The sequence below is a fragment of the Metabacillus rhizosphaerae genome (assembly GCF_037201795.1).
In the GTDB taxonomy this organism is placed as follows: Bacteria; Bacillota; Bacilli; order Bacillales; family Bacillaceae; genus Metabacillus; species Metabacillus rhizosphaerae.
Genome location: NZ_CP147403.1, coordinates 1056756 through 1068723, shown reverse-complemented (window position 1 = coordinate 1068723; position 11968 = coordinate 1056756). Strand labels below are relative to the sequence as shown.

The 11968-nt window shown below is 40.6% G+C and carries 12 protein-coding genes; all 12 read right to left on the bottom strand.

The genetic code is table 11. From position 1 onward, the window contains the following. Window positions 1-5: 5 nt before the first annotated feature. Entirely contained in the window at window positions 6-335 is a 330-nt protein-coding gene (locus tag WCV66_RS05120) for a hypothetical protein (protein WP_338788121.1), read from the bottom strand. A gap of 150 nt (window positions 336-485) precedes the next feature. Then, window positions 486-1307 carry a carbohydrate ABC transporter permease gene (locus WCV66_RS05115; protein WP_066328781.1) on the bottom strand — a complete coding sequence of 274 codons (822 nt, stop codon included), beginning with the start codon at window positions 1305-1307 and terminating at the stop codon, window positions 486-488. A 1-nt stretch (window position 1308) separates the two neighbouring features. After that, window positions 1309-2274 (bottom strand): sugar ABC transporter permease, encoded by a 966-nt coding sequence (locus WCV66_RS05110; protein WP_338788119.1) that lies wholly within the window; start codon window positions 2272-2274, stop codon window positions 1309-1311. Window positions 2275-2514: 240 nt separating this feature from the next. Next, the gene (locus WCV66_RS05105) at window positions 2515-3813 is read right to left on the bottom strand and encodes an ABC transporter substrate-binding protein (protein ID WP_338788118.1); all 1299 of its coding nucleotides are present in this window, start codon (window positions 3811-3813) and stop codon (window positions 2515-2517) included. 106 nt (window positions 3814-3919) lie between these two features. Next, on the bottom strand, window positions 3920-5377 hold the full coding sequence (locus tag WCV66_RS05100; protein WP_338788117.1) for a response regulator: 1458 nt from the start codon (window positions 5375-5377) through the stop codon (window positions 3920-3922). 21 nt (window positions 5378-5398) lie between these two features. Beyond that, a complete protein-coding gene (locus WCV66_RS05095) occupies window positions 5399-6832 on the bottom strand; it encodes a sensor histidine kinase (protein WP_338788115.1) in 1434 nt (477 codons plus the stop codon). Further along, window positions 6829-7848, bottom strand: a complete 1020-nt coding sequence (locus WCV66_RS05090) for a sugar-binding protein (protein ID WP_338788114.1) — start codon at window positions 7846-7848, stop codon at window positions 6829-6831. Before WCV66_RS05090 ends, WCV66_RS05095 begins: the two co-directional genes overlap by 4 nt. Window positions 7849-7974: 126 nt before the next feature. Further along, entirely contained in the window at window positions 7975-8526 is a 552-nt protein-coding gene (locus tag WCV66_RS05085) for an REP-associated tyrosine transposase (RefSeq protein WP_338788112.1), read from the bottom strand. 209 nt (window positions 8527-8735) lie between these two features. Further along, complete coding sequence (locus WCV66_RS05080) at window positions 8736-9776, bottom strand: alpha/beta fold hydrolase (protein WP_338788110.1); 1041 nt, start codon at window positions 9774-9776, stop codon at window positions 8736-8738. Continuing rightward, a complete protein-coding gene (locus tag WCV66_RS05075) occupies window positions 9769-10350 on the bottom strand; it encodes a hypothetical protein (protein ID WP_338788108.1) in 582 nt (193 codons plus the stop codon). Before WCV66_RS05075 ends, WCV66_RS05080 begins: the two co-directional genes overlap by 8 nt. 218 nt (window positions 10351-10568) lie before the next feature. Continuing rightward, complete coding sequence (locus tag WCV66_RS05070) at window positions 10569-11345, bottom strand: SDR family oxidoreductase (RefSeq protein ID WP_338788107.1); 777 nt, start codon at window positions 11343-11345, stop codon at window positions 10569-10571. A 312-nt stretch (window positions 11346-11657) separates the two neighbouring features. Continuing rightward, complete coding sequence (locus tag WCV66_RS05065) at window positions 11658-11801, bottom strand: hypothetical protein (RefSeq protein WP_185653808.1); 144 nt, start codon at window positions 11799-11801, stop codon at window positions 11658-11660. Between the last annotated feature and the right edge of the window lie 167 nt (window positions 11802-11968).

Sequence of the window (11968 nt, the reverse complement as noted above, 5' to 3'; positions counted from 1 at the left end):
TCCGTTCACAGTTCAAATTGCTTTTTTACTTTTGCAATTTCTCTTTCATTTCGAACAGTCTTTTCCCATGTGAACTCGTGATCTGCTTCAAGTGATTCAAATCTACTGATGATTTCCTTATGACGTTGCTCATTTTCGGCTCGCATTGACTTTTGTTCTTCCTTCATTGAGGATTGTACTTCCTTAAATGATGTTAGTTCTTGTCTCATTAAAGTCTGTTCTTTCTTAAATGAGGTTAACTCTTGTCTCATTGATTTCTGTTCTTCACGCATACTTCCTACCATTTTTATAAGTGAAGTTAACATTTCTTCGATCCTATTTAATCTTTCTTCCATCGTTCCTTCACCTCCTTCTACATCATTTTACAACTTATTGGTGTTAATCGCTAATCGTTAAAAATGAATTTTCAGAGTAACTACTGTTCTAAATGTATTGGATCGAAAAAGACCCTTACAGTTAGTTTGTAAGGATCTGTCTATTTATTTTTATCCTTTTACAGAACCTGCTAGCAGCCCTTTTACAAAGTATTTTCCAAGTAGAATATAAACTAGCAAGGTCGGCAGTGCTGCTAATAATGCACCAGCCATTTGCACATTCCAGTGGACAATCTGACTACCCGAAAGGTTTTGTAAGGCAACCATGATCGGCTGTTGGTCAGAGGTTGTAATGGTTACGGCGAAAAGGAATTCGTTCCATATATTTGTAAATTGCCAAATTGCCACAACAACAAAGCTCGTAATCGAGAGTGGAATCATGATGTGACGGAAGATTCCGATGAATCCTGCCCCATCGATTTGCGCTGATTCGATCATTTCGTCTGGGATATTTGCGTAAAAGTTACGGAACATCAGTGTTGTGATTGGTAAGCCGTAGACGACGTGAACGAAAACTAATCCTGGGATTGTGTTGTAAAGTCCGATTTCACGTAAGAATTGGATTAATGGGATTAGAATGCTTTGGTATGGGATGAACATACCGAATAAAATGACCGTGAATAAGACGTCTGCACCTTTAAATTTCCATTTTGCAAGGACATATCCGTTCATCGCGCCTAATATTGCTGACAACAATGTGGCTGGGATGACGAGATAAAATGAGTTAATTAAGTTTGGCGATAGTTTTGTGAATGCTTCTGAGTAACCACTGAAGTCGAGTGTGGTTGGAAGCTGCCACATTGTTGCTAGTGTTACTTCGTCAAACGGTTTTAGGCTTGTGATGATCATGACGTAAACAGGCATGAGAAAGAAGAGACTCATGGCGATTAAAATTAGGTAGATGATTGGTTTGCTCATTCGTTGAAGAACCATTTTATGCCTCCGCCTTTCTGCTGTTGATTAAATATGGCACGATGAAGATTGCCACAGATACGAGCATGATAATCGCAATAGCTGCCCCGTTTGCGTAATAGTTGCCACGGAAGGTTGTTTCGAACATGTAGACACCTGGGACGTCTGTTACGAAGTTTGCTCCTGGGCCTGTCATAGCATAGATTAGATCAAAAATTTTCAAGGAAATATGGGCCATAATGATGATAACACTTACTGTAATTGGTTGTAATAATGGGAGAATGATTTTTCGATAGATGAGGAATTCTGATGCCCCATCCATACGTGCCGCTTCCCTTACCTCGTCAGGGATTCCACGTAGGCCCGCTAAATACATCGCAAGAGAGAAGCCTGTCATTTGCCAAACCGCTGCGATCACAACCGCGATGAGTGCAGCAGGAATTCCAAATTCTATTTTTCCCCACTGAAAGCCTGCGAGAATGTTTGTGTCTGTGTACCATTTCGGGCTTAAGCCGAGTTTGTTTAAAAATAAGTTTACACCTGTTGATGGATTTAAAAGCCATTGCCAAACAACACCTGTTACAACGAATGATAATGCCATTGGGAAGAAGAACAGGTTTCGGAAGACTGGTTCGGCTTTGATTTTTTGATCTAACAGAACGGCTAAACCCATGCCGCTTATGATTACAAGACCGATGAATAGGACTGTGAAAAAGATCGTGTTCCGTAAATCGGCTTGGAAACGGAAATCTTGAAATAAATAGATGTAGTTTTTTAAGCCTACGAATGAAAAGTCAGGAACGAGTGAGTTCCAATTACTAAATGATACATAACCAGTCCATCCGATAAAGCCGTATACAAAGATCAGGATAAGTAAAAATGATGGCAAGATAAATGCGATGGCCATGAGATGATCACTTGATAGCTTCTTCTTTCTAGGTAGGGATGCAACCGTGTTCTGTTGTGGATAAGGTTTGACTGTTTGCATTGGTTCTCCTCCTTGTGAGGCGGTGTTTTGGGTGGAGATATTGGTTTGGGGGACAGTCCCTATAACGGTGTGTGGGGACTGTCCCTCTTTTTTAGATGAAATTGTCTCCATTGCTTGTGGGGACTGGTTTTATTGTTGGTGGGGACTGTCCCCACTTTTTTGTTTGCTTTTGAGTGCTGGTTTTTGCTTTTGGGGACAGTCCCCTTACGTAATTTGGGGACTGTCCCCAAATTACTCAAATTATTTAAGTTCTGCAGCTGCAGTTGTCATTTCTTGTGTGAATTGGTCTGTGTTTTGTTGTGTGACAAAGATGTTGATGTTTTGGTTTACTTTTGTTAGGAAGCCTTCGGATGCTGCTGATCCGTGGGCTAAGCTTGGTGCTAGTTTTGCTGCTTTGAAGTCTACCATTGTGTCTTTTCCGTATTGGTCGTATTTTGTTACGTCTGCATCAATACGTGCTGGGATAGATCCTTTTAGTGGGTTGAATGCGTCTTGGCCTTCAACTGATGCTAATACGCTTAAGAATTTTTTGACGCCTTCAGGGTTGTCAACACCTTTTGGTAGGCCGAATGTGTCGGTAATGACCATGAATAGTCCTTCTGTTCCTGGTGTTGGTACATAGCCAAAGTCTTCATTTACTCCTAGTTTTAAGTCATTTACTAGGTAGCCTTTTGCCCAGTCGCCCATTACGTTCATTGCTGCTTCACCGTTTGCTACTAATTGCGAAGCATCCTGCCAGTTGCGTGAGCTGTGGTCATCGTTTATATATGAAAGCATTTTTTTGAAGATTTCTGTTGCTTCTACTACTTTTGCATCATCAAATGCTAGTTCACCTGTCCAAAGCTTGCCGTAGTCTTCACTGCCTAGTACTCCTAAAAGCACTGTTTCATATAGATGTGTTGCTGTCCAAGGCTCTTTGTCACCTAGCGCTAACGGTGTGATGCCTTTTGCTTTTAATGCGTCTGCTACTTCAAAAAATTCATCAAAAGTTGTTGGTGCTTCTAAGCCATTATCTTCAAATACTTTTTTGTTGTACCATAATACGTTTCCACGATGAATATTTACAGGTACAGAGTAGATGTCGCCATCTTTACTTACCATGTCAATTAAGTCTTGTGGGAATTTATCGTTTAAGCCTTCCGCTTCATAGAAGTCATTAAGCGTTTCCATTTTTCCTGCTGCTACCCAGCCTTCATTAAGCTCGGCACCACCGTGAACTTGGAATGTTGCCGGAGGATCGTCACCCTGCATACGGCTTGCGAGTACTGCCTTTGCATTAGTCCCTGCTCCACCAGCTACGGCTGCGTTTTCAATTGGTACATCTGGGTACTCCTCTTCAAACAATGCCAATAATGCTTTTAACCCGTCTTCTTCACCAGCACCTGTCCACCAGCTAAAGATATCTAATGGTGCGGATGCGTCACCGCCACCTTCTTCGTTGTTGCCCTCTGGTTTTTCTTCTGTGCTCGAATTTGAGCTACATGCAGATACGATCAATGTAAATATTAAAAATAATGATAAAAGGAAACTCTTTTTCATCTTGCATCCCCCTTGTTTATGTTGAAATCGCTTACCTAACCCATTATATAGGGCGGTGCGATTGTTTTTTCTAGAAAACTTCTGCACTATTTTATTTATTTCTGTATTATTTTGTGGTTGCACCATCAGGCTTGCGATATTGCTTTGGTGTGCGATTTGTCCATTTTTTAAACACACGACTAAAGTAATTTGGATCCTTATAGCCAACTTCATAGGCGATTTCTTTTAAGCTGAGCTTTGTTTGCAATAAGAGCTCCTTTGCTTTTTCGATTCGGTATGCTGTTACATAGTCGATAAAGGTTAGCTTTGTTTGCTCTTTGAACAGTTTTGTAAAATAAGTTGGTGTTAAATCTACGTAGGCGGCCACATCCTCAAGGCTGAAGGATTCTTGATAATGGGCATGGATAAAGTGTTTTGCCATAGTAATTGAGTCGTTTCCTTCTTTTTGAAGGGTGATTTTTTCACAAAATTGCCGGATGAGCTTAAGAAAGTCCTGCTTTGTTTGCGCTTCTAATATCGGGATGTCACGTATCTTTATCCCTTGGCTCTCTAATGACTGTTTCAAACGAATGCCCCATTCTCCGAGAATATGGATCATGTTCTTTTCATCTGTTTCTTTGCTTAGATAATCGTAATATAAATGGAAGTAGTCGTTTGCTTGCTCAAGTCTGCCTGCTTGGATTTCATTGACTAAGGACTTTTCGAGCTTTATTAATGTCCCGTCCTCAACGTTTTCCTCTGTTAAGGGATAGCCGTAGGATACATTGGCCTCCTTTGTTAGTTGAGCAGAAGCCAATAATGCTTGCTGATAGGATATTGATAATTTGTCTAGCTGGGCAAATGGGTTGCCAATGCCGATTGTAGTTGATGTGGGCAGGGCTTGGCTCATTGTGCGCGCTAATGTGAGCGCATCTGCTTTAACGTGATGCGCTGATTTTTTATCCGTAATAAATAGTACCGCATGCTTGTCTCCTAGTTCCTTTTCGATATATGGGAATGGTGCTTTTTCCTTTAGGAGGTTTGTGATGAGTACTGGTTTGCTCTGTGTGAAAACTTGAAAAAATGCCATAGATGCGTTTTGAAAATAATTTTTATACATTGTTTCGATATCTGTTGTTTGTTCATTTTGAATAATCGCTGTGATGATATGTTGTTTTGCTAGCTTTATAGATTCATTCAGCTGCAGCTTTTCTTGGTTGATTTCTTGTTCAACTCTTATTATGGCTTCAAGGGTTTCTTGTTTGTTGCTTGGTTTTAAGATGTATTCTTTTACCCCCTGCTTCATCGCTTCTTTTGCGTATTCAAACGAGTTATAGGCAGAGACCATAATGAATTTCGTTTTTGGAAGGTCTTGAAGAATTTGTCTGATGGCTTCAAGACCATCGATTCCCGGCATGTGGATGTCCATGAACATGATGTCTGGTTTATGTATTTTAGCTTGTTCGATGGCAAGTCTGCCGTTTGCTGCTTCACCCACCACTTTGATATGTGTGAAGCTTTCCTCGATAAATTTCCTCATCGCTTTTCGTTCGATGATTTCATCGTCGACAATAATGATGTTCATTGCTTATCCCCCTTGTTCGCTTTATACCTCTATTGTATTTGGCAGTTTGATTTTAATAGTTGTGCCCTTGTTTTTTTCTGAATGAATCTCTAATATGTCTGGCTTCTTGTATACTAGCTCTAGTCGCTTGATGACATTGCGCAGACCGATGCCTGTTGAGTGCCCGCTATGCTCTTCATGTAAATGGGTCTGAGCTTTTGATAGGATTTGTTGTTTTCTTTGCTCATCCATTCCGATTCCATTGTCGCCTACCTCTATTATGACCTCGTCGTGCTTGTGATAGATTGATAGACTGATCACACCACCCTCTTCCAGTTTCTCGACTCCATGTATGAAGGAGTTTTCAACCAATGGCTGCAGCGTTAGGCTTGGTATTTTTACGTCTAAGCAGCTTTCTTCAATACGTGTTTCAAATGAAATACGTTCTGCAAATCTTGTTTGTTGGATGTAGAAGTATTCTTTGACTACGTTTGTTTCTTCTCTTAAGGTTACGGTTTTGTTGATGTCGCCTAGGCTTGAGCGTAATAGGGTTGAGACAGATTGAATTAGGCGCGATGTAACAGCTGCATCTTCTAAGTACGCGGTTCTTGAGATTGTATTCAGCGTATTGAATAAGAAATGCGGGTTGATTTGGTTTTGTAGATGCTTCAGTTCGAGCTCCTTTAGTAATTGATCGAGCTCTGATTTTTCCTTTATTTCGTCAATAAGTTGTTTGATATTTTCACGCATGTGTTGAAAGGAATCACTGAGTACCTTGACCTCGTCATTTGTTTTCACCTTAATCGGTGGGCCATCGAAGTTGCCTTCTGAGATTTCCTTTGCTGCTTTTGATAAACTGCGAAGTGGCCTTGTTAGTCCGCGCGAAAACCAAACGGCTACTAAAATCGCAAAAAGCAGGGTTGAGCTGAATAAATTTATTGTGAACCATTTGAATGCATGTCTGCGCTCCTCCATTTCCTGATAAAACATTTGATAATCCGCTAGCTCTAGGTTTAAGAGCTGGAGAGTGGATTCGAGTATGTATGACGAGATGTTGCGCACTTCTTTTGCATGTGTTGTGTATTGGTCAAGGTTACCAAAGCGCACTGCTGCGATTGTGACGTCACTTTCAAAGATTAGGTTTTTAATCATTCTTTGGTATTTTTCTAGTTCTTCTTTATTAATGCCTGTCATCGCATCTTCTGCTAGTCTTTCGTTGTTTTTTTGGAGGCGCTTTTTTATGTCTTCATATTCATCGATAAACACCTGGTCTTTTTCGACAACATAGGCATTGATTTTTTCATAGATTTGCGTTGATTGTTGAGTGATTTCGTTGAACAGTAAAAAGCGCTCAAAGCTGCCGTGATATTCGGAAACAATTTGTGAGCTGCTTAGGTAAATCGAATAGGATACGACGTTAAATAAAACTACAAAAGCAAGAAAGTATAGTAAAATTTTGTTTTGAATTCTAGTCATGGCTGTTGCCCTCCGCCTATTGCTGCAGGTGAAATTGGGAGATCCTCTTTATGGATTACCTTTGTATCTGTATGCTGGAGTGGTTCAAGGTCCTCTCCTTTGTTGAGTTCGATCATCTTTTCAACTGCCTCATAGCCCATTTGATATGGGAATTGGACAACTGTTGCTTCGATTGTTCCTTCTTCTATGTATTCAAGTGTTTCAGGAAGGATGTCGAAGCCGATGATGTATAGGTCATTTTCAGCTTTTACGCTTTTCACGACCTGGGCAATGCCGATACCATCGAGCGCACTTGTGCCGTAGAAGGCGGTAATTGCTGGGTGTGCTTTAAGTATTTTATGCGCCGCTTCAACAGCCCCGATTTCGGTAATGTTTGACTCCTCAACTGTGATGACTTTGATCCGCTTTTCGGTTGCTACCGCATCTTTGAAGCCCTGGACACGAAGCTTTTGATGTGAAGCATCGAGGCGGCCGGTGATGATGGCAACTTGTTGTGGGCCAGTTGTGTCATTAATGATCGCTTTGCCGGCGAGAAATCCAGAGTAGTAATTATCGGTGCCCACGTAGACAGCGCGGTCACTGTTTGGCGCATCTGTGTCAATCGTTACGACAGGGATGAGCTTTTCTTTTGCCTTTGTAACAAGCTTTTCAAACTCCGCCTCTCCCCCTAAGCCTTGAGTGATCACACCATCAACTAGCCCTGCGATGGCCATGTCAATTGTTTTTAAGTGCTCATCATTGTTGGCTTGCTTTGGGCCTAAGTATTCTAAGTACACGTTATGATACTCGGCAGCATCGCGCGCACCTGCTTCGACCAAGCGCCAGTAGTCGTTGTCGAGTTCTTCTGGGATTAGGACGAAGTGGTAGGTATTGTTGGGGACAGTCCCCAATGCTTGAGTGGGGACTGTCCCCTCAGCAAAATGAAACGTTTCTTTGCCGTAATATAGTGTTAGAAAAGCAGTTAGTAAGAATACTAGAAAGGTTGATATGTATAGGAAACGACGGAAATAGTGCATTTTATCCCACCTTTGGTTGTGAAAGCGTTTTTTAGTTATTGTAGTCGATGTTGGTGGGAAATGGTAGAGGGAGTTGTTTGGGGGACTGTCCCTTTGATGGATGTGGGGACTGTCCCCCCAATCAGATTAAAGTTCGATTTCTTCCTTCGTTTCTTCGATGTAAACTTTATATAATTGAATATTTGAGTTTGTAAAGTAGGATAGGGTTTTGCTGGTCGTTACAAGCGGGTTTTTATTTGGGGTGATGTATGTAGTGTAGCTACTCCATTTATAATCTTCTGGTTTTTTAACGATGTTTGCTTTTACTGGATTTAAATGGATGTATCGGTTAACTGTCATGAAGTAGGATGCGTTTAGGATTGGTTTTGAACCAAACCTATCTTGAAACACATGACCTATTAGAGAGTATCTCTTGTTAAAGTACATTGCATATCTCATTTGGATAAGTTTCATAATTTTACTGATAGATTCTTGTGGTGTCTCAATTTGGAGGTGAAGATGATTGGGCATTAAACAATAGGAGTGAAGCAAGAAGGGGTATCTACTATTGGTTTCTTTCACATATTCCAAATACTTAAAGTAATCTCTTTCGTCATGAAATATTGTGTTTTTATTGTTTCCCCTTGCCGTTATGTGGTAGGTTGCGCCAGGGAAACATATTCGATTTTGTCTAGCCATTGTTACACACCTTTCTTCTTTTTGATGGAATGATCTTTCTTAGGTAAAGTTCGTTATAAATTGAAACATACCTTTTTTGGGGGACTGTCCCTTAAGAGAGGGTTTTTTAAATTTTAAGTGTGATTTTCCATTTTTGGAATAAAAAAGGTGGAGATTTTCACAAAGTTGGGGACAGTCCCCGCTTGATGGGGGACTGTCCCCAATTAATCCTAGGACCTTTCTTTTAACCAATTTGAAAGATAGTCTGGGATTTTTCCAGTGAGGGCGATTGAGGCGTGCCCACCTTCTATGCTTAGGTGGGTTTTGTCCTTGCTTGTTACGTGTTTCATGATTGGTTTGATTTGTTCTTCTGGTACGAGTCGGTCATAGGTTGTTGAGATGGATAATAGATTGGCTTTAATGTTTTTGAGTGAGGCGTGTTTGTTGTTAATCTTGAGTTTGTTGTTTATTAGCTTGTTTTCTTTTCCTAGGTCGTTTAATAGTTGCTTAAGTGTTGCACCTGGTAATGGGATGTGCCCCTCTGCCCACATATTGAAGCGACGCCAGCGTTCTACAAAGTTGTCATCATAGCTATTTTGCAGTAATGATGCCTGCGGGCTGAAATAGATTGGAGAGGTCACGAGGCGCATTCCTGCCCATATGGCTGAGGCTGGTATGAGGCCTAATGCGTCTATTGCAGGTTCAAGGTCTAAAGAGCCGTCCTTGAGGGCCTCTGCCCATTTATCAAGGACAGGCACATTACTAAAATCAACTGGTGTTGTTAGAAGAATAAGGTTTTTAATCGGTTCATCAGCAATTGCCGCGTAGATCGCGGCTAAGGTTCCGCCTAAGCAAAAGCCCATGACTGTGAGGGCTTCTGCTTTTGAATGGGATAATGCTCGTTTTGCCCCGGGCTGGATATAGCGTGTGAAGTAGTCATCTAATGTCATATCTTTATCTTCATAGCCTGGTATGCCAAAATCTATTAGGTATACTTCATAGCCTTCTTTTCCAAATGCTTCAATCATGCTCATGTTTGGACCGAGGTCAAGGATGTATGGTTCGTTTATGAGAGAGTAGATAAGGTAAAGCGGTGTTTTAAATTGTTTATTGGGTGAGGGATAGTGCCAGAGTGTGGCTTTGTTTTTTCTCCAAATTGCTTCTTTCGGTGTTTGCCCTACTTTAGGCTTTTGATCATCCCATTGGCTTAAAAAGCCTTTCCATCGTTTTGCTTCTTCTAGTTCTATTTTGTAATTATCGTGGTTAGCCACGGTTTTTCAATCTCCGCTTTAATGCTGTAAGTGGAGATTCTTGATTTAGGACATTTTCTACCATTTTTGATGTGCTTTCGTTTAATTTAATGTGTAACTGTTCTTTTAGGAATGCTAGTTTTTCCTCTTTTGAGCTTGAGGATTTTTTAGTGTGTCTTTCTTTTTCAGGCTCTATTTCTCTTAAGCGATGTGAGAGACACTCTACTTTTTCGTTTAATTTGTCTAATGTATCCGCTAGAACCTGCGCCTTTTCTGCACAATTATTTCCTAAGGAATTTTGAAGCTTTTGAAATTGCTCTTCTATTAGTTCTAGTTTATCTTCTGATTGGAGAACAAGCTTTGCAACATTTGCGATGTCATCTTTTGTTGGGATTTTTAGTGCCGTTGTTACGAGGTCTTGATATTTCTGAAGTCGTTTTATGATTTCGCCTGTCATGTTTGAGTTATTCCCTACCAGACGAGTTAGTTCTTCTTGATTTAGCCACTTTTGAATGAATTCATTCAGCAGTGATTCTCCTCCTTGAGCAAGCTTCTTTAAATCTTTATAAAATTCGTTTGCCTTATCGTTTGACATGTTGGTTGATCACTCCTTTTTGGATTGGGGGACTTTTATTGGGGACTGTCCCCAATAATGTATTATCCACTCCTTATTTCTATAGAATCCTTGATTGCGTCGAGAGATTGTTGCGTTGGGGACAGTCCCCCTAACGCTAGAGGACTCTCCACAATGCACAATACAGCAGCTTTTTGGGGACTGTCCCCTGCTATGTGCGTCCCCTCCATGCGTCCTCTCTAAGCTAGTGCTGTCATTCCACCATCAATTACTAGAGTATGGCCGATGATATAGTTGGATGCTTGGGAGGCGAGGAATAGTGTGGCGCCTTTGATGTCGTTTTCTTCGCCGATTCTGCCTGCTGGTGTGCGAGCTAGGACGGGTTCGCTGAAGTGGTCGAGTACGGGTTTTGATAGTTTTGTTGGGAAGAAGCCTGGGGCGATTGCGTTGACTTGAATGTTGTGGGGTGCTAGTTTTACGGCTAAGTCTTTTGTGAATGTCATGACTGCGCCTTTGCTTGTGTTATAGGCGGTTGTGTTCATGAAGGATTCTAGTGTGCCTCCAAAGCCTGATACCGAGGCAATGTTGATGATTTTTCCTGATTTTTGTTTTGTCATTACTTTTGCTACTGCTTGTGAAAATAAAAAAACACCTTTGACGTTAACAGCCATGACTTTGTCCCATTTGTCTGCTGGCATGTCGAGAATTGGTGAGATCCATGATGTACCGCTATTGTTGATTAGAATATCAATTGTTCCAAAGTGCTTCACTGTTTCATCTACTACATGTTCGATATCTTCTTTTACCGTTACATCACACTCATATGCTAGCGAGTAAACACCTTTTTTTACTAAGGCATCACTTACAGCTTCACATGCCTTTAGGTCACGTGAACAAACAACAACATTTGCACCAGCTTCAGCAAGAGCGTGGGCCATAATTTCACCTAAGCCTCTACCTCCACCTGTAACAATTGCTGTTTTATTTGATAAATCGAATAAATCTTTTACTTGCAATTGTGCATTCCTCCTTGTTTTTATAGATTTTGGTCCGATTCATTAAATCTATTTTTTTGAACCGTAGTATAGTATAAACAGGTTGGCAGAAAGATGTGAATGAAAATGGTATTTTAGTTTAAGCCTGATTTTTTTGATAGGTTTAGTTGTAGAATAAAGAAGTTTTCTTTAGCGCTTTAACGTTGTGGGGGACTGTCCCTACTTTACCGCTTTAATGTTGTGGGGGACTGTCCCCCATTTACCACTTTAACGCAGTGGGGGACTGTCCCCAAATAAAGCCAAAAAATGCGAGCACCCAGGGTGCTCGCATTTTTATGATGCGTATACTTTTTTTATTTGAGAGATTAGATCCTCTAATAATTCGTTGGTTGTAATATCGTTTGTTTTTTCGCCTTTATCGTGAGCGCGTAACAGAATTTGCAGCAGCTCTTCTTGTTTTAGCTGACTATCTTTCATTTTTACAAATCCCTTTCTTTTTTTACAATTTCAGACAATATGGGACTATTATACTTGCAAACAAAAAAACTTGCAAAGAAATAATAAATCTTGATCATGCCATTTTTAGGATATACCTACTACTGTAAAATTTAGTGTGTTGTTTTGTGCGATTTTCACTCATCATT